This window comes from Synergistaceae bacterium, from assembly GCA_017540085.1.
In the GTDB taxonomy this organism is placed as follows: Bacteria; Synergistota; Synergistia; order Synergistales; family Aminobacteriaceae; genus JAFUXM01.
The window spans coordinates 39,626-60,913 of the sequence record JAFYBQ010000042.1 but is presented as its reverse complement, the minus strand read 5'-3'; the positions used below and the strand labels follow the sequence as shown (position 1 = coordinate 60,913).

Genomic DNA, 21,288 nt, shown 5'->3' with positions numbered 1-21,288 from the left:
AAAAACAGCAAGGGGGGAATTAAATCCTCCCTTCTTTTTTTGCCGTAAAATAGTTCGTAAATTTATCGATTGACAAAATTATTTCCGTACATTAAATTTTACATACTCACTTTTCATTTCAAATATATCTCTTCATACACTGCTTAATTTTTGAGGGAGGTCTTAAAATTGGGCATCATTGAGAAAATGCGCCTCGACGGTAAGAAGGGCTTTGTTACTGGCGGCGCGAGGGGTATCGGCAAATGCACCGCAACCGCATTCGCTGAGGCCGGGGCTGATATTGCTATCGTTGATCTTGACATTGACGAGGCAACAAAGACAGCGAAAGAAATCGCAGACGCAACCGGGCGCAAAGTCATCGCCATAAAGTGCGACGTTACGGACGAGGCAGACGTTACAGCGATGGTGAATGAAGTTGTCGAAAAGCTCGGCGGACTCAATTTCTGCCACGCCAACGCAGGGATCTGCATCAACGCCCCCGCAGACGAAATGACATACGCGCAGTGGCTCAAAGTCATCAACGTAAACCTCAACAGCGTTTTCCTGACTGACACAATCGCGGGTAAATACATGCTCGCACACGGAGGTGGCTCAATCATCAACACCGCTTCAATGTCCGCTCACATCGTCAATGTTCCTCAGCCTCAGTGCGCCTACAACGCAAGCAAAGCAGGAGTAATTCAGCTCACGAAATCCCTTGCTGTCGAATGGGCGAAAAGAGGAGTCAGAGTCAACAGCATTAGCCCCGGCTATATCGCTACGGATTTGATTAAAGCGTCGGAGTTCCTCAAGCCGTTAATCGCGAAATGGGAAGACCTTTCACCCACAGGCAGACTCGGAACGCCTGAAGAGTTAGAGTCAATCTGCGTATACCTTGCGGGCGACACAAGCACATTCACAACGGGCGCGGATTTCGGTCTTGACGGCGCATTCACGTGCTTCTAGGTTTCAGCGTCCTTAACTGGGCGTGAACAAAATCACAAAAAGGAGATACAAACATGAAGAAGTTTATCGCACTTTTCACACTCGCAATGCTTCTCGCGCTCCCCGTCTGCGCAATGGCCGCCGATACCGCAAAGACCGAAGGAATACAGGCCTCCCCGGAGTTTTACGCCAAGGCAGATTTGAGCGTCCTCAAAGGCAAAAAGCTCGGTATCACAATTCAGTCGTTGCAGAATGCTTACTGGGCGGGAGTCATGACAGCACTCGGAGAAATTCTTGAGAAGGCCGGAGCAGAGTATACGATTGTCGGCTGCAATGACAGCTCCGCGACTCAGATTTCGCAGATTGAGAACTTTGTCTCAGCCGGTTGCGACTTAATCATGGTTCACCCGTCAGACGCAAACGCCGTAGAGGATGCCTGCGCTGAGGCCCGCAATTTCGGCATTAAGGTTATGTGCTGGGATGACCCGATGACCAACACCGACGCAAACTGGATACTCAACAATACAGATCTGGGAATCGCAATCGGTGAGCTTGCCGGGAAATTCATCAACGAGCATTTCACAGCGGACAAGAAAGCGGAAGTTGTCATAATCGGCTATCCTCAGACAGTAATCCTTCTTGAGCGCGAGAACGGAATCAAGATCGGCATGAAGAATATTGCTGACGGAAAATATGAGATAGTCGCCACAACAGCCGCCATTGAGGCCAACGTAGCACAGAACGCAATGGACACGATATTACAGGCTCATCCGAACGCAAAAGTCATCACAGGAATCGGAGCCGGCGCAATGATCGGAGCAGATGAGGCACTTCAGATTTTCACGGGCGGAAAAATCCCGGATGATATGGGAGTCTTCACGACTGACGTAACAAAGCAGCAGCTCGGACAGCTCGCAGATCCCACATACCCCGCAAAGGGCATTATCGGATTTGAGGGTTCAGACGAGGATACCGGGCGTTCATGCGCTTCAATGTTCGCATTAATTCTCGGCGGCAAACTTGATGCCAAAAACGTTTTCAGAGGCGTTGCACCCATCACAGCCGAGAACGTCTCAAAGATTATGGCAGGAATGAAATAAATCACACGGAATTTCACGGCTTCCCCGCTTTTGTCGGGGAGGCTTTTTTTCTTGAATGCAGGAGGTGTAATAATGGCAGAAGATTATGTGCTTGAACTTGAACACATACGCAAAGAATATCCCGGTGTCGTTGCGCTGAAAGATGTTACATTACAGCTCAGGCGCGGAGAAATTCTCGGACTAATCGGCGAAAACGGAGCAGGTAAATCAACCCTCATAAAATGCTGCTCAGGCGCGGTAATTCCCACGTCAGGAAAAATCCGCGTCAAGAAGGACAAAGACGGCGAGACAAAAGAGTTTTCACGGATGACTCCTCAGCTTGCCTCAGAAAACGGAATCGCCATCATCTACCAGGAATTTAACAATGTCGGCGAACTTTCAGCGGCGGAAAATATGTTCTTGGGTCGTCCCATTCTCAAGAAAAACGGAATCGTCATCGACCGCAAAGCAATGGAGGAAGAAGCCGCCAAAGCATTCGAGCAGCTCAACATTAAGATTAACCCGCGAACCCTCGTCAAAAATCTGTCTGTCGGCTATCAGCAAATGGTAGAAATCGCAAAAGCAATTCAGCAGAATGCCCAAGTTCTTATCATGGACGAACCTTCAGCACCCCTCACGACAAATGAAGTTGAGAGCATGTTTAAGGTTGTCGAATTGCTGAAGTCCCGCGGAGTGTCAATCATCTACATATCGCACAGGCTTGAGGAAATTTTCAGGCTGTCGGACAGAATCGAGGTCATCAGGGACGGCGAATATGTCGACACGCTCATAACCGACAAAGACCCCGCCACAATCCCGCATCAGGTTGACGAGCTAATAAAACTCATGGTAGGCCGCGAAATGACGCAGAAATATCCGCCGCGTAAGCCCTGCGTACGTGATGATGTTGTTCTTGAGCTTCAGAATGTTACGGGCAACGGGGACGAAAATATTTCCTTCAAGGTTCATGCGGGTGAAGTACTCGGACTCGGAGGACTCGTAGGCGCAGGACGCACGGAAATCGCGCAGGTAATTTTCGGCTCTCGTCCGAAAGAGTCGGGAAAAATTATCTTCATGGGACAGGAGATTAACCCGAAATCCCCGCGGGCGGCAATAGATCACGGGATCGCGCTTTTGCCTGAAGACCGAAAGAGGCACGGCGCACTCCTCACGAACTCCATCAAGAACAATATCTCAATGCCGATCTATGAGCGTATCTCAAAAATGAGCGTCATAGACTCAAAGACTGAGCGGACGACAGCAGAGAAATACCGCGAGGATATACAGATAAAATGCCCGTCAATTCACCAGCTTGTGAAAAATTTATCGGGCGGAAATCAGCAGAAAGTCATTCTCGGAAAATGGCTCGCGGCAAATTCAAAGCTCATAATTTTTGACGAACCTACACGCGGAATCGATGTCGGCGCAAAATATGAGATCTACAAGCTGATTAATGACCTCGTAGAAGCAGGAGTCGCAGTCCTCATGATTTCGTCCGAAATGGAAGAGCTAATCGGAATGTCAGACCGAATAATAGTCCTTGCTGAGGGCAAAATGATGGGCGAGCTTCACAAAGACGAGTTCAACGCGGACACAATAATGACATACGCATCAGGCGTTATCCCTGAGAGCAAGAAGGAGGCAGTATAATGGAGCAGAACAGATTCGCGGCGGCATTCAAGCAGAACGCAATATGGCTTGTGTTCATAATCGAGATAGCTATTTTCTGGTACTTCAACCCTAAATTTCTCAGCCTTCCGAACATAATCAACATTTCCCGGCAGGTATCGTATTACGGCATCGCGTCAATAGGTATGACGTTCGTTATATTGATTGCGGGAATCGACCTGTCAATAGCGTCAATTGTTGTTCTCGTGAATGTCGTTTGCGCTTACCTGATGATGAATATGGGCTGGAACATGTGGCTTGCCATCATCGTATCAATCGTAATGGCTACACTAATCGGAGTGCTTAACGGCTTTATGGTGTCAACGATAGGAATCCCGGCGATTATTGCGACGTTCGCCTCACAGACGATTTTCAGGGGATTAGCGTACATACTTTCGGGGGGACTTCCGATTCCTGACGTTCTGAGGTACGCGCCTGAAGTCGGCCTCAACGGTGATCCGGCGTTAGGATTCTTTGCGCGGTGGACTCTCAATCACTGGAGCATTTTCCCGCGAATGGGTGTCGGGTTGATTCCTATCTGCGCGATTATCATGGTGATATGCTTTGCGGTTGGCAGCTTCATTCTCAACAAGTCATATTTCGGGCGATACTTCTACGCTATCGGCGGAAACGAGGAAGCGTCAGAGCTTTCCGGGATTCGCGTCAGCAAAATGAAGTACCTGATTTACGCGCTGTCGGGATTCTTTGCGGGGCTTGCCGGAATAATCGTATTGTCGCGCACAGGGTCAGCGCAGGCTTCATCGCTCGTGGGATTCGAGTTTGAGGTCATTACGTGCGTTGTGCTGGGCGGTGTGTCAGTTGCGGGCGGAATCGGCCACATGTCGGGGGTAATCGCGGGCGTTCTGATTATTGGCTCACTGAAGAGCGGAATGGTAATGATGAACGTCAGCGAGTATACGCAGATGGTTGTACAGGGATTAGTTCTCGCGATTGCGGTAGGCTTTGACTGCTTCTCGAAAAAACGCCAGGCAAGCTAAGGATACCCCTCTGACCCCTCTGTGTCCCCCCTAACTTAGGGGGAGGGAGCGCAAGCGGAAGGGGGATAAGAACGACGCAGGAAATGTACGAAATCGACAGCGATTACTCAGAATATTTCCGTGAGATTGACCCGAAAAAACGCCTCGTGATTCTCGACTCGCTTCCTGAATCCGGGGGCGTTGATTTCGTTCGTGAAGTCTACAATGACCGCTATTCTGACCACGAGAACAAAGGCCGCAAAAATATAGACTGGTGGTTATGGCGGTGCATATGCCTTCAGCTTTTGTACGGGCGCGGGGGATTCTTTCGGCGTTTCAGGGACAGGGAAGTTACAGCGATAATCAGCGAGTTACGCATGAATGACACGGACGAGTCGCACAGGGCGTATTTGTACCACGAGTACAGGAACACGGCGCGGCGTTATCTTTCGACATGCAAGAGCGGAGATTACGCCAGCAGCTTTATGGGATTCAGGAAGGCAAGCGATGAGGATAAAATCATAAAGGCTTGCGCGGACATTTGGCAGATGTCAGGAGGAATAGCGCGGTCAAGCGGAAATGAATCGGCCATGAATTTATGGGCAGAGGCATTCCGGGACGAGATTTTGAATTACGATGACATTTGCCGGGAAGAATACGAAAGATTAAGCAGGGAGGAATAATTCACAATGGCAACAATGGTACAGGAAGTAATGCAGGAACCTAAGCACATAATCTACAGGGACATCGAAATTCCCGAACCCGGCCCGGATCAGGTTCTCGTCAAAATCAAGAAGATAGGAATCTGCGGTAGCGACATTCACGTTTATCACGGGACTCACCCCTACACGTCGTACCCTATAACGCAGGGGCATGAAGTCTCCGCGCAGGTCGTGAAAGTCGGCGAGTTCGTCAAGAAGTTCAAGCCCGGCGACAGGGTAACGCTTGAGCCTCAAGTCGTCTGCGGAAGGTGCTATCCCTGCCTTCACGGAAAGTACAATCTCTGCGAGAGCCTGAAAGTTTACGGCTTCCAGACGACCGGGACAGGGAGCGAATATTTTGTTGCTGACGAGAGGAACGTTACGCCGATTCCCGATGAGCTGAGTTACTCTGACGGGGCAATGCTTGAGCCTCTCGCGGTTACGATTCATGCGGCAAAGCAGTTCCCCGGCGTGAAGGGCTGCACGGCTGTAGTGTTAGGGTGCGGGCCTATCGGTATACTTCTCATTCAGTCATTGAAGGCACTGGGCGCGGCCAAAGTCATGGCTACGGATATTTCAGACGGAAGACTCGAACTCGCAAAACAGCTCGGTGCTGATGTTGTCGTCAACACGAAAAATCACGACTACAAGCAGGCAGTCCTCGACACATTCGGGCCGGACAAGTATGATGTCGCGTACGAATGCGCCGGGAGCGACATAACGATGGATCAGGCGATTCAGAATGCCCGCAAGGGAAGCACGATAATACTTGTGGCGGTTTTCGGGAAGAAGGCAAATATCGACCTCGCCAAGCTCAACGACTCAGAACTCGACCTCAACACGTCAATGATGTACCGCCATGAAGATTTTCTTGACGGGATTCGCTTTGTGCAGGAAGGGAAAGTACAGCTCAAGCCGTTACGCACCGCGCATTTTGCGTTCAGGGACTGGCCTAAAGCCTATGAGTATATCGACAGCCACAGGGAGTCAACAATGAAGGTTATCGTTGACGTTGACCCGGACGAGCCTGAAGAGGCGTAGAGAGATTCGCGCAAAATAAAAGCGGGGACTGCCGGACGAAACCGAGTCCCCGTTTTTTGATGGCTACATGAATATTTCCGGCTCAAGCCTCTTTGTCGAAGCCTCGCCGAATGAGCGCATTATTTCCGCAACATCTTTGCTTGTTGACTTTATCGCGTGTTTCGGGCAGCGGTTGATACATGCCCAGCAGCCTATACATTTTTCCGTGTCAAAAGTTTTCGCGTCAATGTCTATCGCGTCAACGGGGCAATTTCTCACGCATGTCCCGCACTTTATGCAAGCGTCTGTGATTTCTTTGGCCTTGCAGGAAGACGGGAGCGCGTATGCCTCGCCGGGGTGTTCCTCGCGGTATAAAAACGACTTGACGCTGTACTGCAAGAAGCAATGACCCGCCGTTCACAGATACGAAATATCACGTTTACAGGATATATTATTGACGCTTGCGCCTGCTTGTGCTATAATTTATTATATATTTTTAATGTTGAAGTCAGGTGTGGATCCGGCTATATTATTGAACAAGTATAAATCGGTATTTGGGAGAGTATGAGGATGGAAATGCGATTGGCAAATCAGAATGAAGCTAAAGTCTGTTACCAATGTATCGAGGATGCAAGAGCATATCACAAGTCTTTGGGCTTTGAACAATGGCATCCTGATTATCCCACTCAGCAGACGATCCTCGACGATATTGCTCAGAACATCGGGTATGCGTTTGTAAAAGGCAATGAAGTTATTGGCTATTGCTGCATGATCTTCGGCGATGAACCCGCATATAAAAGAATTGATGGCGCATGGAAAACAGAAAAGCCTTATGCCGTGGTACATCGAATGGCTTTCAACAGCAAAGCCAGAGGCGGTGGCCTGTCGCATGAAGCTTTTCAACTCATCAAAGATTTTTGCCTGTCGAACCAGATTGACGCAATCCGTGTAGATACACAGGAAGAAAACAAAGTGATGCAGCACATACTCAGCAGGGAAGGCTTTGCGTATTGCGGGTTGATTCAATTTGATGGAGGCCCAAAGCTGGCATACGAATGGGACAGATAAATTCACGTTTCCCGATTAAGCATGACCCGAAATATCCGATTGACTTAGAGTTTTATAATTGTTATTTTGCTTCAATAAAGAAGCAAATCGTTTCTGACTTAGCGGACGGAACATCAAAGCTGACTATATCGCCTGATATGTTTAAGGATTATTACATTGACTATATCCCTTATAAAGAACAGCAAGAGTTTGTCAAAACGAAGTTGAAAGACTTCCTAAAGCTTCAAGAGAAGTACAAAAAAGCGGAAGAACAGCTTTCACAAGATATAGCGAACTTATCAGATTAAAGCCTTTATCGTCTGCTATCGTGTAGTATCTAAAGGCAGATTTAAGCGACAAATAAGCGACAAATAAGCGACAAAAACAAGAGAAGAACGGCAAAAACCCTTTATTTTCAATGGTTTTCGCCGTTCTCTTTTTATGCTATGGGGTAATCAGCGTCAGCATATCCCACAACTACGGACGCTAAAGCATCGTAGCCTTCAGGGATTCCGACAGCCTTTTTCACGTCCGGGCGGTCTCTCATTGCTACGACTGTTGTATTTATCCCGCAGCTCGCAAGCCCTAACGCTGTTGTCTGAAGCTCCATGTTCTCAATGATTGAGCCGACGTTCCAGAATAAATTATCATTCATCAATTTTGCCTGCGGATTTTCCGACTCAACATACTTTTTACCCGATAAGATTATCCATACGGGCGCATTGTAGAGATATGGCCGGGGCATTTTCACGGGTGAGTCAGGCCGTCCGAAAATGTCATCAGCGGCAATTTCCGCAACGCTCATAGCGTCAAGATTTGTTACTACAGAAAGGTGCAGTTTGTGCCAGCGGACTATAGGCGACAATAAAGCCGCGTCAATGATTTTCTGTATGTCATCATCGCTCGGCATCCTCCCGGTATATTTCCGGGCTGAGACTCTGCGCGTCAATACCTGCTCAAATTCCATGACCGTCTACAGCTTCATGATGATTTTTCCCTCAAGGTTCGTAACGCCTTCAGGGGTATGTGTCGAAAGGTAGATTGTCGGGTTGTTCTTCACGAACTCGCGAACACGGTCTAACGTCTCACGCGCCGCGGGCAGATCCTCAAACACGATTGAGAGCTTGTTTGCGTGAAGTGCCGCGTCAACATACGTAACATCGCCGTGAAGCATGTAATATACTCCGTCCGACTCAGCTATCACTATGCTGTTGCCCTTAGTGTGTCCCCGTGCTTTGATGAAATATATCCCTTCTGCAATCTTCTGCGACTCCGGGAAATTGTGATACGGGCCGTCCTGGTACGCAGCGCGGATAATGTTCGAGCCGTCGAGCTTCAATGCGTCTGCGTCATCCGGGCCGATGTAGATTTTAGCATTCGGGAAAGCTGACAGCATTCCTGTGTGATCGGGGTGCTTGTGGGTAACAAGAATCTTGCTGACCTGCTCCGGCTTGTATCCGGCTGCCTCAAGCGCGGGGATATAGTCATTAATCACCCTGTAGCCTTTGAACGGAGTCCCCGGCGCGAATCCCGTGTCGATAAGTATCACCTCATCACCCGTATCAATCACGAAATTCTGAAGGCTTCCGGGATATGTGAAATCCTTGCGGCCATCTGCTTTGTTTTCTCCGCCGAACACAAACTCTTCTGTGAACTCTCCGCCCTCAAATAGCTTTACTGCTTTTATCTGCATGAGAAATTACCCTCCTCAAAATTTTTGGGGATGTGATTATTATATTTGGTGGTACGATTTTCACAAGAACACAGATTTTTGATACCATATATAGAAATAATACACAGGAGATTTTGACTCATGGAAAATATTTGCCCGCTGAAATATTTAGCTCATACTTTCGGGGGAAAATGGAAGCTCCCAATCATCTGCATATTGTCTGACATGTCCCCGAAACGTTACAGCGCAATCAAACGCAGCTTAGGCGACATCACAAACATGATGCTCGCGCAGTCCCTGAAGGAGTTAGAGTCCTCCGGGCTAGTCTCGCGAACACAATATAATGAAGTCCCCCCGCGTGTAGAATATTCCCTCACTGAACGCGGCAAAAACGCTCTCCCAATGCTGACGGCGGCGGCTCAATGGGCGGTCAGCGAGATGGACAGGGACGGCTTCACACCCAACTGCGGAAAGTGCCGGGCATCCTCATAGAATATCCCCGCTTCAACGCTAAGACCTTTAGAGATTTCGGAGGCTTTACTATGACACCAGACCCAAGCAAAATTTTTCCCCTTCCCAATTCAGACTCAGTAACATACATCAAGCCCGCGATAACGAGGCCGAATATAATCGCCGGGGATTTCTCGTATTACGCCGGAAAAGATTTCGAGTCCCGCGTTACACATCACTATGAATTTATCGGCGACAAGCTCATAATCGGGAAATTCTGCCAGATCGGGGCGGGCGTTGAGTTTGTCATGAACGGCGCGAATCATCAAATGAATTGCGCGGCAACATTCCCGTTCTACATATTTGAAGGCTGGAATCAGAATCCCCCGGCCATGTCAGATTTGCCGCTGAAGGGTGATACAGTCATCGGCAATGATGTTTGGATAGGGCAGAATGTTACGTTTCTTCCGGGCGTTAATGTCGGGGACGGGGCGATTATCGGCCTCAACAGCACAGTAACCCGCGACATTCCCCCGTACACAATCGCGGCGGGAAATCCTGCAAAAGTGATTCGCAAAAGGTTTGACGATGAGATGACCGGGCTTTTATTGCGTTTGCGATGGTGGGACAGAAATATTGATGAGATACAGAAATTAATCCCCTTTCTTACATGCTCAGACATTGAACGGGTCAAAGAGGAAATAAGAAATTATCTTGCCTAAGTAAAATTAACGATTGCAATTTTCACGCTTAGGGAGTAATATTCCCCGCGTTGTTTAGTTAGCACTCTTTTTGATTGAGTGCCAATCACAAGAAGGAGGCCAATACAGAATCATGAAACTTAAACCGTTAGGCGACAGGATAGTAGTGAAAGTGCTTGAGCGCGAGGAAAAGACAAAGGGCGGATTATTCCTTCCCGACACAGCAAAAGAGAAGCCGACAGAGGGCGAAGTTCTCGCAGTAGGCACGGGCAAAATTCTCGACAACGGCCAGAAACAGCCGGTAGAGGTCAAAGTAGGCGACAGAATAATATTCAGCAAGTACGCAGGGACAGAAGTAAAAGTTGACGGAGAAGACCTCGTAATATTCAGTGAGCGTGATGTGCTCGCAATCGTAGAGAAATAACAAGGAGAAAAATATCATGGCTAAAATACTTTCATTCGGAGAAGAAGCAAGAAGGGCAATGCTCCGCGGTATCGACAAAGTAGCGGACACAGTTGGCGTTACGCTTGGCCCTAAAGGAAGAAATGTAGTACTTGAGAAAAAATTCGGCTCACCGATGATCACAAATGACGGCGTAACAATCGCTAAGGAAATTGAGCTTGAAGACCCGTTCGAGAACGCCGGAGCGCAGTTGCTGAAAGAAGTTGCCAGCAAGACGAACGACATAGCCGGAGACGGAACAACAACCGCAACAATTTTCTCACGCGCCATTATCCGCGAGGGCATGAAGAACGTTGCCGCCGGTGCGAATGGAATGTTAATGCGTCAGGGAATCGAGAAGGCTATTGATTTCGTAGTAGAGGAACTCAAAAAGCAGTCAACGCCCGTAAAAGAGAAAGAGAAAATCGCGCAGGTAGCTTCAATTTCAGCAAACGATTCAGCAGTCGGCGCGCTCATCTCTGAGGCAATGGCCAAAGTCGGCGAGGACGGCGTAATCACAATCGAGGACTCACAGACCGTAGGGACGACTCTTGAGATGGTCGAGGGACTCCAGTTCGACAAGGGATATATCAGCCCCTACATGGTAACCGACAGCGACAGGATGGAAGCCAGCTTTGACGATGCATATATCCTCATCCATGACGCGAAAATCAGCAACATCAAAGACCTTCTGCCCGTTCTCGAAAAAGTTGTGCAGACAGGAAAGCCCCTTGTCATTATCGCAGAAGATGTAGAGGGTGAAGCCCTTGCGACTCTCGTCGTCAACAAACTGCGCGGAGTAATGCAGGTTGCGGCGGTGAAGGCTCCCGGATTCGGCGACAGGAGAAAGGCTATGCTTCAGGACATCGCAATAGTTACGGGCGGCGAGGTCATCAGCGAGGAGCGCGGAATGAAGTTCGAGAACACAGAGCTGTCAATGCTCGGACGCGCCAAGAAAGTCCGTATCACGAAAGAGGATACAACGATTACACAGGGCGCAGGAAATCCCGAAGAGATTCGCCACAGGGCAGGCCAGATCCGCAAAGAGATTGAGGACTCAACGTCAGATTACGACAAGGAGAAACTTCACGAGAGACTTGCCAAACTTGTCGGAGGAGTCGCGGTGATTCAGGTAGGTTCAGCCACAGAGACAGAGCAGAAAGAATTGAAGCACCGCATAGAGGACGCACTCAACGCAACACGCGCCGCAGTCGAGGAAGGAATCGTAGCGGGAGGCGGAGTCGCGGCACTCAACTGCGCCACAGCTCTTGAGCCGTTCGTGGAGAAACTTTCCGGCGATGTCAAGACAGGCGCAAGGATCGTACTTGACGCGCTCAAAGCTCCGCTGTATCTCATTGCGACAAACGCAGGGTATCAGGGTGATGTAGTTGTCGAGAGGGTCAGAAGCGAAAAGATTGGGCACGGACTCAACGCGGCTACAGGCGAGTACACCGACATGGTAGCAGCAGGAATCATTGACCCCGTGAAGGTTACGCGCTCGGCTCTCCAGAATGCAGGCTCAATCGCGGCTATGGTACTCACGACTGAGGGAATCGTTGCCGACAAGCCCGAAAAGAAAGAAGCTGCGCCCGCTATGCCCGGCGGTATGGGCGGCATGGACGGCATGTATTAGACCTAGGCCGGATAACACGCAGAATACAACAAGAATCCCCGGAAGGCTAGAAAACCTCCGGGGACTCTTTTTTTGCGAATGATACGGCTGATTATTTCTTGTCCTCGTAAATCATGCGGGTAATTTTCCCGTCCTCAATCCTGAAAGTTAATGAGGAACTCCCCGCAGTGTATTCACATTCTGAGTCGCTCTTCTTGTCGGGGTCGCCGAAAAGTTTTGTGAGCTTGCCCGCATTGTCGCCGATAGTGATATTTTTGCTTTCGTCCTGGCCGTCATTCCCGAAAGAACATCCCGGCTTCCACGCCTCAACACGCACGAGCCAGCCGCTTTCGTCATATGTCCGCCTGACTTCCTCCCCGCCGTATTCCGTGTAGTAGTCGTTATCCTTGTAGGGCGAATAGACTTGCAGAATGTCGATGACCATTTTGTTGACCGGGGATTTCTGCGCGGCCTCGCCAAAATACGGGGCTAAGTATTCCCCGTAAACATATGCGGAGTCCTGTGCGTCTTTGGGCGAAATCTCGTACCACGTTTCACCGTCAACAACTTTCTGACTCTCAACGACAACCTTCATGTTTTTGCTGAGGCTTCCCCAGACTTCAGCCTTTGTGCTTGGCTTTGAATGATAGCGCACTGAGTCGCCCGTGCAGACTCCTATTGTCGGGAAGTCGGCAAATTTTCCGGCACCTTCAGCAAATGACACGAACAATAACGCAGTGAGCATGGCAAGAATTACACGCTTCATGATGATTCCTCCTTAACGTTGCGGCCACTGGTACGACATGTGAGAGATTCTGCCGTCCTTCAGCCTGAATGTGAAAATTATATCCCCGTCAAGCCTATATTCCAATTCAGAGCCGCTAATCATGTCAGGCTCGCCGAGAGTTTCACGCAGTTTCTCTTTGCCGTCGCCTATATTCACATCGCCGAATGAGCAGCCTTTTTCCCACACATCAAGCTGAAATATTCCTGCGTCATTAGTGTGTTCTATTTCGACTGCCGGGCCGTTATAGAAATTCGCCTTCTCTTTCGTGATTCCGTATGACTGGAAAATACTGACAAGCATTCTGTAAAGCTCGCCCTGCTGTGTGGTCTCGTCAAAAACTGGCACGATATATTTCCCGAAAACAAACGCTGTAGCCTCTGCGCGAGGGTCTTCAATCTCGTACCACAAATCGCCGTCCGTAACAGTCTGCCCGACAACTATGACTCTTTCGGGAGAGTTCAGCCGCCCGATGATTTCGCCGTCAGTGTCGGGATTGTCGCGGTATCTTACGTATGTTCCTGTGCAGCGTCCGAGAGCCGGGAACGTTACGAACCTTTCAGCGGTCTCAGCAAAAGACGCAGGCAATAACGCAATGAGTACAGCAAGAATTATACGTTTCATGATGATTCCTCCCCTAGTGTTTGAGACTGTCCCGGTAATTTTCGCGTATTTCCCTGATGCTGACAAGGTGATTTCCCCGCATGACGTGCCAATAATCGAAACCGTTGACTCTTTCGGCGCGCAAATTTTTGGCACGAGCCGCGCATGTGTGAATGTCGATAATTTTCCCGGCGTACAATAATTTCCCGTCCGGCTGTAGTTCGGCGTATTCTTTTCCGTCAGCAAGAAAAAACTTCTCTCCCTCATGAAAATATCCTGCCTGAATCATTTCCGGCATTGTTACGCGCATTGGCTTAACGTCAAAATCACCCCGCGAAATTTGCGAGTCCTCAAACGTTATCGCACTGAGCCTTTCACGCCCGTAATCGCAGTAAGTTTTCTCGCACTCAATCATGATGTATTGACGGCCTAATTTCTTTGCGGCGGCGGCTGTCGTCATTGTTCCGGCGAAAGGGTCAAGCACTAAATCACCGGGCTTTGATGAGATTGCTATGATTCTCTCTAACATTGCGAGGGGCTTTTGTGTCGAATGGATTTTATGACCGCTGGAATCTTTGAGTCGTTCATTTCCTGAGCAGACCGGGAATCGCCAGACGGATCCCATTTGTTTTGAGGGCGACTCGTGATTGAGGGCTTTTGCTGTCTTGTAGTTGAACGTGAATTTTGACTTACGGTCTTTGACCGCCCAAATTAGAGTCTCGTGGCTGTTGTTGAGTCGGGAGCCGGTGAAATTCGGAGTCGGGTTAGTCTTGTGCCATATAATGTCGTTTATGAGCCAATAGCCTAATTTCTGCATGGCCGCGCCGATTGTGTATATACACTGCATAGAGCCTATCACCCACAGCGAGCCGGAACGCTTGAGGACTCTCCGGCACTCAGTCAGCCATTGAAGCGTGAAGGACTCGTAGTCATCGAGGGAGCTGAATTTGTCCCAGTCATCATTGCAGCCGTGAAACTCTGTGCCTTCCGCCCGCCGCAAGATTCCTTCAGTCCTCATCCAATATGGAGGGTCAGCAAAAATCAAATCGACAGACTCGGCGGGCAATTTCGGAAGCTCGGACAGGGAGTCGGCGTTAATGATTATGTCGTACAACGTTATCACCTCTTGTTATATATCACCGAGACCGGAATATATACAGCTCAGGGCAGAATTGTTCCCTTTAGGAGAGAATCTGCGGAAAATATAGCCCCCGCAGGCCATGACACCCGCAGGGGACTCAAGCCTTTACGCCGTCCTCTGTGATATTCCCCTCATGCCGCAAATAGCCCAGTCAGAATTTACCGCAGTAATCACGCTCCCGCAGTACTCGCACTGAGCCGAGGCATTCAGCTTCAGGGGCGCGCCGCAGTGCGGACATGTCGCAGTCTTCACGCCGTCAGACTCTGGACTCGTTACAGCCCCGGATTTCCGGCATAATTCTATTTCGTACTCCATGAATTTCTCGCGCTTCCTGTCGCCCGAAATTAATTCCCCGGTCCTGTCGTCAAGAACGTATGACACAATCCGCGCATTTAGCCTCACCGTGATATAGTCCATCCCGGCGGACTGCCTCCACCCAATTATGCCAGTGTTCAGCACCGCAATACGCTCGGTGTAATCCGTCCGGCCTGACTTCCTGAACTGCTCAAGCTGATTATCCATCTGCGAGAAAAATTTATCCGTCATGTATGGCCGCAAAGGTGATATATCCTTCCTCTGCCACGTCTCCTGCATCTGTATATACAGGTTCGACATTAGAGTCCTGATCCGCTCCTCGTCAAATTCCGGGTCAAGCTCTAAATATTCGTTCATTGGGCGCAGTGTCCTTACAGTGTCCTGAATGTTGATGACAGTCTGTCCTACATCGCGCTTCCTCTTGCTGTTAATGTGAATCATGAGCCAGAACACAAAGAATACCAGCAATACGAACGCTATCCCGCCGAACTCCTCGTAGTCTTCAGTGTCGAGACTCGGATTCCTCACACCCTGCTGATGACGGATTCCCGCCGCGACTCCCGGATTTATACCCGTGCCGTATTCCGGTGCTGTCCTGCGCGTCCTTGTGCGCGTTGAATGTGATGGAGTGTACGAGTCTGACCAGTCAGAGCCGCCCGAAAATCCTCCGCCTGATGATGTGCTTGATGACGGCAAGCTGTCGTAATCAGAATTTCCCGAAAAGCTCCCGAAATCTGAATATGATACCCCGGCAAAAATCAGTGTGATGAGAATTACTATGCCGGGAATAATTTTGCGCTTCATGCATAATGCCTCCTTGTTTGGGATTATGCAGTGTATTATACGCAAAAAAAGAGAGAGCCTGAAACCTTATACTTCAGCTCCCCCGGTGAAACAAGTTTTTACTGCACACAAGACAAAGACAAAATTTAATGGAGGCCGCGCAACATTAAAACATGAGCCGTCAAAAACAAATAACAGAGTAATAACGAATAACATTGAACCAAATTTCTCCGTGAGATTGTAAGACCCCACAGTCAAAAGGAGTTTCCGCCCGTGTGCAGAAGGTATTAATTTCTATATATTAATCTCAAATTTCACGCTGTTGTTCAGAACGTCAAGTGCAGTCTGTGCGCGTGATAATTCGTCCGAGACTTTCTCAAAATCTTCTGTCGCCCTCTCAATGTCATAATTTGCGTAACTGTACTCAATAATTCCTGCGACTCTCGTCATTTCGCGCACCTTCGGGAGTCTGTCCTTCATGGCCGAAAGACGCTGCTTTTTTCTCGTGAGCTGAGGAATATATACGAGCATCATATCAACTGTCATTCCGAATCCCGGCACTTCATGCGTAAGATTGAACGTGTTAATCGCGTGCTTCAACTTGCGGATTTCCGCGTCAATTTCATCGAGTGCCATCCGTGTTTCGTCATAATCATATTCCGGGCGTGCGTCCTCAATGTCTTCATTAACAGCCGCTGTAAAATGCAAAGACATCGACTCGCGTGCCTCAATCGTCATTTTCTCATCGTTGAGCCTCCGCAAAATTTTCGCCGCCTCAGATGAAGTGCAGAGCATAATATTTTTCCTCCGTAAAATTTTCTGTGATTGCTGTGATTATAGCATGTTGACAAAAACGGGGGGTGAGGGGTAAAATTCCTTTTGTTGCGTTCCGCCATAGCGCAATCGGCAGCGCGGATGACTGTTAATCATTAGGTTCCAGGTTCGAGTCCTGGTGGCGGAGCCAAATTTTTTTTGTCAGGACAACGAATATAACAGGGAGCTTCCGAAATTGAGTCGGGAGCTTCTTTTTTTGCGTTTTTGTCAGTTCATTTATGACGGTTGATTTTGGCGGGGGCGGGGCGTAATCTTGCGCGTGAAAAAATTTCAGGAGTGAAAATATATTTCATGCTCATCAAATCAGTGTTAGTGATATTTTTCTTTGGCTTAATGATTGCTATCGGGCTTTACTGCCGGAAACATTCAACAGATGTCAGCGGCTTTGTCTTGGGTGGGCGGTCTGTCGGGCCGTGGCTTACGGCGTTTGCTTACGGGACTAGCTATTTCTCGGCGGTTGTTTTCGTGGGCTATGCGGGTCAGTTCGGGTGGCGTTACGGGATCGCGGCGACATGGGCGGGACTCGGAAATGCTTTTATCGGCTCGCTAATGGCTTGGGCGGTTTTGGGCAGAAGGACTCGTATCATGAGTCAGTATCTCAGCAGCGCAACGATGCCTGACTTTTTCGGCAAGAGGTTTCAGAGTGCCTCGCTCAAAATTGCGGCCTCGGTGATATGCTTCATATTCCTGATTCCGTATACAGCTTCCCTCTATAACGGTCTGAGCAGGCTATTCGGGATGGCGTTCAGCGTGGATTACTCGGTCTGCGTCATAATCATGGCCGTATTGACGGGTATATATGTCGTTGCGGGCGGATATATGGCGACGGCGATAAACGACTTCATTCAGGGAATAATAATGCTCGCCGGAATCACTGCGGTGATTGTCGCAGTCCTCGAAAGCAAGGGCGGACTCTCTGAGTCTCTCGCCGGGCTTGCGGCAATTTCTGACTCTCACGCCGTAACACCCCTCGCAAAATCTCCCGGAATATTCGCGTCATTTTTCGGCCCTGACCCCGTGAACCTTCTCGGAGTCGTAATACTTACCAGCTTAGGCACATGGGGACTTCCTCAGATGGTGCAGAAGTTCTACGCCATCAAGAATGAGTCAGACATCACGAAAGGCACAGTGATTTCTACGCTGTTCGCTCTCGTTGTGGCGGGAGGTTGCTACTTCCTCGGCGGTTTCGGGAGATTGTTCACGTCCCAGCTTGACCCGTCAGGAATCGGAGTCCCCGCTGAGGGCTATGACTCTGTCATTCCCGTAATGCTCTCGAATCTTCCCGACATACTGATAGGCGTTGTTGTGATTCTCGTATTGTCGGCTTCAATGTCTACATTGTCATCACTTGTTCTTGCGTCAAGCTCGACTCTCACGCTTGATTTGCTCAAAGGCCACGTGATTCGCGACATGGACGAGAAAAAGCAGCTCTTCACAATGCGCGTACTAATCGTGATATTCATCATAATATCCGTAGTTCTTGCGCTGATTCAGTACTCATCAAACGTAACATTCATAGCTCAGTTAATGGGAGTGTCATGGGGTGCGCTTGCCGGAGCATTCCTCGCGCCGTTCATGTACAGCCTTTACTGGAAGGGCGTAACAAAATTATCATGCTGGGTAAACTTCATATTCTCAAGCGTCGTAATGACCGCAAATATTTTCGTGCGTCCCGATTTCCCGGAGCTATTGCGCTCTCCGATTAACGCCGGAGCTTTCTGTATGCTTGCCGGATTCGTGATTGTCCCGGTCGTCAGCATTATTACTCCGAAACCTGAACGCAAATTTGTCGATGATGCTTTCTCCTGCTACACAAGGACGGTAACAATCAGACAGTCGCGGGCATTGGGCGATGATAATTGATATTCACGCTCACACATTCCCGGAGAAAATAGCCTCTCACGCGCTGGGAGTCCTGAGTCATAACAGCCACACTCGGCCATTCACTGACGGCACAATTCCGGGACTCAAAGCGTCAATGAGGGAAGCGGGCGTAACATGCTCAGTCGTTCAGCCTGTCGCCACAAAGCCGGAGCAGGTTACGAGAATCAACAACACGGCCATGAAGATTAATGCGGAGGGTGAATCAACCGGGGTATATTCTTTCGGGGGGATTCACCCCTTCTTTGATGACTGTCGCGGGGAATTAGCGAGAACATCCGGGGCGGGCATAAATGGCGTAAAGATTCACCCGGTCTATCAGGGGCTGAATGTTGATGATGAACATTACGCGGACATTCTGAGATTTTCGGGCGAGCTGGGATTGATCGTGATGATTCATGCGGGCTGGGACATAGGATTCCCCGGCGATGACTCCGCGCTGCCTGAGAGAATAGCGCGTGCGCTCGACATGGCCGGGGATGTGCGCGTGATTCTGGCTCACATGGGCGGGTGGCGGTGCTGGGCTGAGGCCGTGAAGCTCTTTGCGGGGCGTGAGAATGTTTATGTTGACTCGGCGTTCTCTCTCGGAAGGTTTTACCCGAACGGGGACGGATATTATTCCGGCGGAAATGAATGCGACATGCTGAATGATGATGAGTTTGCCGGAATGGTACGGGCTTTCGGGTCTGAGCGCGTGATTTTCGGGACTGACTCGCCGTGGGCTTCACAGTCTGAATGCGTCAATGCTGTAATGTCCCTCAGCCTTTCGGATAACGAGAAACGCACTATCCTGTACAATAACGCGGTGAACATCCTGAAGGGGAAAAATGATAATGCGTGAAATTTCCTGCCTTACTCCATATCCGCTGTGCCGTCCCTGTTCAGCGTTACGGTGTATGAGGCTATAAGGTCAATGTTGTACCACCAAGCCGATGTGCCGTCATAGAACACCGCCTGAATATCCCATTCCCTTAAACCCCCGGTGTTAAAACGCACATTAGCCGATTCTCCGTACTCAAGAATTTTGGAGTCCAGTATGTCCCCTATCACGTAATCCCGCCACTCATACCTAGTTGAGGGGCTGAGGTTGACTGTGTAGAGATCCGCGCCCGTGTTGTTCACCAGCGTGAAATACTTGGCCGCCGCGCAAGCCGTTCTCCCGAACAATAACGCGATGACAAGAGCCAATACCGCAAGTGCTGACTTCCTCATGAATGATCGCCTCCCGAAAAAATTTCCTACAGCGACGACAAATCAGCGTGAGTCAAAACTTTTATCCCCTCAAGCCGCAATATCTCTTCGGGATTCTCACTGCCCGACAGTTTCAGGACTACTACAGGCAATCCCCCTCCGCCTAAAGCTGATGACTTCTTTCGGCTCAATACAGGGTACATATACTTTATCTCCATTCCGGCGCGCTCAATGATATTCAGAAGACGCGCAAGCCCCCCGGCCTCGTCAGGAACTTCCGCGGCTACAACATCAGCAGTATTCGCCGTGAACCCTGCCTCCCACAATGCCGATGATGCCCACAGAACATTATCCGCAATGAGTCTCACGACTCTGAAATTCCCGGACTCCTCCACAGTTAATGCTCTCATGTCAGCATTTTTTGACGCGAGAACTTCAGCCATTCTGCTTAACGTCTGGGACTGGTCATCAAGTATCACTGAAATCTGCTTTATGCTCACTGAATTTTACGCCCCCGAAAAGTTTATTTGCCGCAAAATTATAAGAGGCCGCCGCGTTTATCGCAACAGCCTCGGATTTTTACAGCGTCTGCAATTCTTCCTGAGTGATGACCTTTATCCCCGCCTCCGTCAGAGCCTCAGCAGCCCTCGCGCTGTCGTCAACCTCAAAGATAAAGCCCGCCGAATAATTTTTCAGCACAAGTGAGTACGAGTACTCTATATTGATTCCGGCGTTCCTCATTATTTCGAGGACTTTGCATAATCTCTCCGCCGTGTTTGGTATGCTCACAGCTATTACTTCCTTGAACGTTGCAGGATAACCAAGCGTTTTTAGGTGCGAGGCAGTCCACAAAATATTGTCCACAATCAGCCGGAGTATGTCTATTCCGCCAAACTCCACCGCAGAGAACGCCCGAATATGTATGTCATTCTCCGCGAGAGTTTTTACGACTTTGTGCAGAGTCCCCGGCACATGCTCGATAAAGATTGATACCTGCTTTATGTTCATGGCTATTTATATTGCTGACAGCTCCTCAGCTCCCATAATCCTGACACCTGAGCCAGCCAGCGCGGATGAGGCTTTCGCGTTGTCGCTGACCCGGAAAATCATGTAGGCCGTATCTGATTTCTTGTTGCCTAATATAGCGTACATGTACTCGACATTTATCCCGGCTCCGTCAAGAACTTCAAGCACGTGATTCAATCCCCCCGGCACATTCGGCACCTCAATCGCAAGAACGTCCGTAAGGCTGGCCACAAACCCCGCGTCCCGCAAGGTGCTGGCAGTCCCGACTACATCATCAACAATCAATCTCACGATTCCGAAATCGCTCGTCTCAGCAAGCGAGAGTCCCCGCAAATCGATTCCCGCCTGAGCTAATGCCCGCGTCATCTCGTGGAGGCAGCCCGGCCGGTTCTCAAGAAACACTGAAATCTGCTTCACGTTCATGAATTTTCCCCCTC

Annotated in this window: 26 protein-coding genes and 1 tRNA gene; 15 read left to right on the top strand and 12 right to left on the bottom strand. The window is 49.4% G+C overall.

The genetic code is table 11. The features are described from left to right. The first annotated feature begins 168 nt into the window (after positions 1-168). The 6 genes from IKQ95_10580 (at position 169) to IKQ95_10555 (ending at position 6,390) form a co-directional block, all read left to right on the top strand. Positions 169-945: an SDR family oxidoreductase gene (locus IKQ95_10580; protein ID MBR4197133.1), complete on the top strand. Its 777-nt coding sequence runs from the start codon at positions 169-171 to the stop codon at positions 943-945. A gap of 53 nt (positions 946-998) precedes the next feature. After that, complete coding sequence (locus IKQ95_10575) at positions 999-2,024, top strand: sugar ABC transporter substrate-binding protein (GenBank protein ID MBR4197132.1); 1,026 nt, start codon at positions 999-1,001, stop codon at positions 2,022-2,024. A gap of 72 nt (positions 2,025-2,096) precedes the next feature. Next, positions 2,097-3,653, top strand: coding sequence for a sugar ABC transporter ATP-binding protein (locus tag IKQ95_10570; GenBank protein ID MBR4197131.1), 1,557 nt, complete (start codon positions 2,097-2,099; stop codon positions 3,651-3,653). Further along, the gene (locus IKQ95_10565) at positions 3,653-4,669 is read left to right on the top strand and encodes an ABC transporter permease (protein MBR4197130.1); all 1,017 of its coding nucleotides are present in this window, start codon (positions 3,653-3,655) and stop codon (positions 4,667-4,669) included. The genes IKQ95_10570 and IKQ95_10565 overlap by 1 nt, the downstream gene beginning before the upstream one ends. Before the next feature lie 83 nt (positions 4,670-4,752). Beyond that, positions 4,753-5,331 (top strand): hypothetical protein, encoded by a 579-nt coding sequence (locus IKQ95_10560; protein ID MBR4197129.1) that lies wholly within the window; start codon positions 4,753-4,755, stop codon positions 5,329-5,331. A 6-nt stretch (positions 5,332-5,337) separates the two neighbouring features. Continuing rightward, positions 5,338-6,390 carry an alcohol dehydrogenase catalytic domain-containing protein gene (locus tag IKQ95_10555; GenBank protein MBR4197128.1) on the top strand — a complete coding sequence of 351 codons (1,053 nt, stop codon included), beginning with the start codon at positions 5,338-5,340 and terminating at the stop codon, positions 6,388-6,390. Positions 6,391-6,453: 63 nt separating this feature from the next. Here IKQ95_10555 and IKQ95_10550 read toward each other — a convergent pair whose 3' ends face one another. Then, the gene (locus IKQ95_10550) at positions 6,454-6,768 is read right to left on the bottom strand and encodes a 4Fe-4S binding protein (protein ID MBR4197127.1); all 315 of its coding nucleotides are present in this window, start codon (positions 6,766-6,768) and stop codon (positions 6,454-6,456) included. Between the two features lie 183 nt (positions 6,769-6,951). On the opposite strand from IKQ95_10550, the gene IKQ95_10545 reads away from it, so the two are divergent. Together IKQ95_10545 and IKQ95_10540 are read left to right on the top strand one after the other, a co-directional pair. Continuing rightward, positions 6,952-7,437: a GNAT family N-acetyltransferase gene (locus tag IKQ95_10545; GenBank protein MBR4197126.1), complete on the top strand. Its 486-nt coding sequence runs from the start codon at positions 6,952-6,954 to the stop codon at positions 7,435-7,437. Beyond that, complete coding sequence (locus IKQ95_10540; protein ID MBR4197125.1) at positions 7,425-7,724, top strand: hypothetical protein; 300 nt, start codon at positions 7,425-7,427, stop codon at positions 7,722-7,724. Before IKQ95_10545 ends, IKQ95_10540 begins: the two co-directional genes overlap by 13 nt. Before the next feature lie 131 nt (positions 7,725-7,855). Here IKQ95_10540 and IKQ95_10535 read toward each other — a convergent pair whose 3' ends face one another. Then, positions 7,856-8,383, bottom strand: a complete 528-nt coding sequence (locus IKQ95_10535; GenBank protein MBR4197124.1) for a nitroreductase family protein — start codon at positions 8,381-8,383, stop codon at positions 7,856-7,858. Positions 8,384-8,389: 6 nt separating this feature from the next. Continuing rightward, positions 8,390-9,109, bottom strand: coding sequence for an MBL fold metallo-hydrolase (locus IKQ95_10530; GenBank protein MBR4197123.1), 720 nt, complete (start codon positions 9,107-9,109; stop codon positions 8,390-8,392). Between the two features lie 120 nt (positions 9,110-9,229). Here IKQ95_10530 and IKQ95_10525 point away from each other — a divergent pair, with 120 nt between their 5' ends. The 4 genes from IKQ95_10525 to groL all read left to right on the top strand — a co-directional run bounded on the left by IKQ95_10525 (position 9,230) and on the right by groL (position 12,314). Then, positions 9,230-9,580: a helix-turn-helix transcriptional regulator gene (locus IKQ95_10525; protein MBR4197122.1), complete on the top strand. Its 351-nt coding sequence runs from the start codon at positions 9,230-9,232 to the stop codon at positions 9,578-9,580. 50 nt (positions 9,581-9,630) lie between these two features. Beyond that, positions 9,631-10,260 (top strand): CatB-related O-acetyltransferase, encoded by a 630-nt coding sequence (locus IKQ95_10520; GenBank protein MBR4197121.1) that lies wholly within the window; start codon positions 9,631-9,633, stop codon positions 10,258-10,260. A gap of 112 nt (positions 10,261-10,372) precedes the next feature. Beyond that, positions 10,373-10,663, top strand: a complete 291-nt coding sequence (gene groES, locus IKQ95_10515; protein ID MBR4197120.1) for a co-chaperone GroES — start codon at positions 10,373-10,375, stop codon at positions 10,661-10,663. Positions 10,664-10,679: 16 nt separating this feature from the next. Continuing rightward, positions 10,680-12,314, top strand: coding sequence for a chaperonin GroEL (gene groL / locus IKQ95_10510; protein MBR4197119.1), 1,635 nt, complete (start codon positions 10,680-10,682; stop codon positions 12,312-12,314). A 91-nt stretch (positions 12,315-12,405) separates the two neighbouring features. On the opposite strand, the gene IKQ95_10505 is transcribed toward groL, so the two are convergent. The 5 genes from IKQ95_10505 to IKQ95_10485 all read right to left on the bottom strand — a co-directional run bounded on the left by IKQ95_10505 (position 12,406) and on the right by IKQ95_10485 (position 16,714). Next, positions 12,406-13,059 (bottom strand): SH3 domain-containing protein, encoded by a 654-nt coding sequence (locus IKQ95_10505; GenBank protein ID MBR4197118.1) that lies wholly within the window; start codon positions 13,057-13,059, stop codon positions 12,406-12,408. 12 nt (positions 13,060-13,071) lie between these two features. Beyond that, complete coding sequence (locus IKQ95_10500; GenBank protein ID MBR4197117.1) at positions 13,072-13,701, bottom strand: SH3 domain-containing protein; 630 nt, start codon at positions 13,699-13,701, stop codon at positions 13,072-13,074. Between the two features lie 13 nt (positions 13,702-13,714). Beyond that, positions 13,715-14,794 carry a site-specific DNA-methyltransferase gene (locus IKQ95_10495; protein ID MBR4197116.1) on the bottom strand — a complete coding sequence of 360 codons (1,080 nt, stop codon included), beginning with the start codon at positions 14,792-14,794 and terminating at the stop codon, positions 13,715-13,717. 132 nt (positions 14,795-14,926) lie between these two features. After that, a complete protein-coding gene (locus IKQ95_10490; protein ID MBR4197115.1) occupies positions 14,927-15,940 on the bottom strand; it encodes a TIM44-like domain-containing protein in 1,014 nt (337 codons plus the stop codon). Positions 15,941-16,213: 273 nt separating this feature from the next. After that, complete coding sequence (locus tag IKQ95_10485) at positions 16,214-16,714, bottom strand: hypothetical protein (protein MBR4197114.1); 501 nt, start codon at positions 16,712-16,714, stop codon at positions 16,214-16,216. A 93-nt stretch (positions 16,715-16,807) separates the two neighbouring features. Between IKQ95_10485 and IKQ95_10480 the strand changes: the two genes are divergently transcribed. The 3 genes from IKQ95_10480 to IKQ95_10470 all read left to right on the top strand — a co-directional run bounded on the left by IKQ95_10480 (position 16,808) and on the right by IKQ95_10470 (position 19,475). Further along, a tRNA-Asn gene (locus IKQ95_10480) sits at positions 16,808-16,883 on the top strand. 161 nt (positions 16,884-17,044) lie between these two features. Beyond that, positions 17,045-18,616, top strand: coding sequence for a sodium:solute symporter family protein (locus IKQ95_10475; GenBank protein ID MBR4197113.1), 1,572 nt, complete (start codon positions 17,045-17,047; stop codon positions 18,614-18,616). Continuing rightward, positions 18,606-19,475 (top strand): amidohydrolase family protein, encoded by an 870-nt coding sequence (locus IKQ95_10470; GenBank protein MBR4197112.1) that lies wholly within the window; start codon positions 18,606-18,608, stop codon positions 19,473-19,475. Before IKQ95_10475 ends, IKQ95_10470 begins: the two co-directional genes overlap by 11 nt. An 11-nt stretch (positions 19,476-19,486) precedes the next feature. Here IKQ95_10470 and IKQ95_10465 read toward each other — a convergent pair whose 3' ends face one another. The 4 genes from IKQ95_10465 to IKQ95_10450 all read right to left on the bottom strand — a co-directional run bounded on the left by IKQ95_10465 (position 19,487) and on the right by IKQ95_10450 (position 21,274). After that, on the bottom strand, positions 19,487-19,846 hold the full coding sequence (locus IKQ95_10465) for a hypothetical protein (GenBank protein MBR4197111.1): 360 nt from the start codon (positions 19,844-19,846) through the stop codon (positions 19,487-19,489). Positions 19,847-19,872: 26 nt separating this feature from the next. Then, positions 19,873-20,325, bottom strand: coding sequence for a hypothetical protein (locus IKQ95_10460; GenBank protein MBR4197110.1), 453 nt, complete (start codon positions 20,323-20,325; stop codon positions 19,873-19,875). Between the two features lie 79 nt (positions 20,326-20,404). Beyond that, entirely contained in the window at positions 20,405-20,833 is a 429-nt protein-coding gene (locus tag IKQ95_10455) for a hypothetical protein (GenBank protein ID MBR4197109.1), read from the bottom strand. Positions 20,834-20,839: 6 nt separating this feature from the next. After that, on the bottom strand, positions 20,840-21,274 hold the full coding sequence (locus tag IKQ95_10450) for an acetolactate synthase (GenBank protein MBR4197108.1): 435 nt from the start codon (positions 21,272-21,274) through the stop codon (positions 20,840-20,842). Positions 21,275-21,288 lie beyond the last annotated feature (14 nt).

Bases quoted from the DNA above. Each gene is read 5' to 3' on its own strand.
- IKQ95_10575 (MBR4197132.1), top strand. From the start codon at position 999: ATGAAGAAGTTTATCGCACTTTTCACACTCGCAATGCTTCTCGCGCTC.
- IKQ95_10570 (MBR4197131.1), top strand. From the start codon at position 2,097: ATGGCAGAAGATTATGTGCTTGAACTTGAACACATACGCAAAGAATAT.
- IKQ95_10565 (MBR4197130.1), top strand. From the start codon at position 3,653: ATGGAGCAGAACAGATTCGCGGCGGCATTCAAGCAGAACGCAATATGG.
- IKQ95_10560 (MBR4197129.1), top strand. From the start codon at position 4,753: ATGTACGAAATCGACAGCGATTACTCAGAATATTTCCGTGAGATTGAC.
- IKQ95_10555 (MBR4197128.1), top strand. From the start codon at position 5,338: ATGGCAACAATGGTACAGGAAGTAATGCAGGAACCTAAGCACATAATC.
- IKQ95_10540 (MBR4197125.1), top strand. From the start codon at position 7,425: ATGGGACAGATAAATTCACGTTTCCCGATTAAGCATGACCCGAAATAT.
- IKQ95_10535 (MBR4197124.1), bottom strand. From the start codon at position 8,383: ATGGAATTTGAGCAGGTATTGACGCGCAGAGTCTCAGCCCGGAAATAT.
- IKQ95_10530 (MBR4197123.1), bottom strand. From the start codon at position 9,109: ATGCAGATAAAAGCAGTAAAGCTATTTGAGGGCGGAGAGTTCACAGAA.
- IKQ95_10525 (MBR4197122.1), top strand. From the start codon at position 9,230: ATGGAAAATATTTGCCCGCTGAAATATTTAGCTCATACTTTCGGGGGA.
- IKQ95_10520 (MBR4197121.1), top strand. From the start codon at position 9,631: ATGACACCAGACCCAAGCAAAATTTTTCCCCTTCCCAATTCAGACTCA.
- groES (MBR4197120.1), top strand. From the start codon at position 10,373: ATGAAACTTAAACCGTTAGGCGACAGGATAGTAGTGAAAGTGCTTGAG.
- groL (MBR4197119.1), top strand. From the start codon at position 10,680: ATGGCTAAAATACTTTCATTCGGAGAAGAAGCAAGAAGGGCAATGCTC.
- IKQ95_10505 (MBR4197118.1), bottom strand. From the start codon at position 13,059: ATGAAGCGTGTAATTCTTGCCATGCTCACTGCGTTATTGTTCGTGTCA.
- IKQ95_10500 (MBR4197117.1), bottom strand. From the start codon at position 13,701: ATGAAACGTATAATTCTTGCTGTACTCATTGCGTTATTGCCTGCGTCT.
- IKQ95_10490 (MBR4197115.1), bottom strand. From the start codon at position 15,940: ATGAAGCGCAAAATTATTCCCGGCATAGTAATTCTCATCACACTGATT.
- IKQ95_10485 (MBR4197114.1), bottom strand. From the start codon at position 16,714: ATGCTCTGCACTTCATCTGAGGCGGCGAAAATTTTGCGGAGGCTCAAC.
- IKQ95_10475 (MBR4197113.1), top strand. From the start codon at position 17,045: ATGCTCATCAAATCAGTGTTAGTGATATTTTTCTTTGGCTTAATGATT.
- IKQ95_10470 (MBR4197112.1), top strand. From the start codon at position 18,606: ATGATAATTGATATTCACGCTCACACATTCCCGGAGAAAATAGCCTCT.
- IKQ95_10465 (MBR4197111.1), bottom strand. From the start codon at position 19,846: ATGAGGAAGTCAGCACTTGCGGTATTGGCTCTTGTCATCGCGTTATTG.
- IKQ95_10455 (MBR4197109.1), bottom strand. From the start codon at position 20,833: ATGAACATAAAGCAGGTATCAATCTTTATCGAGCATGTGCCGGGGACT.
- IKQ95_10450 (MBR4197108.1), bottom strand. From the start codon at position 21,274: ATGAACGTGAAGCAGATTTCAGTGTTTCTTGAGAACCGGCCGGGCTGC.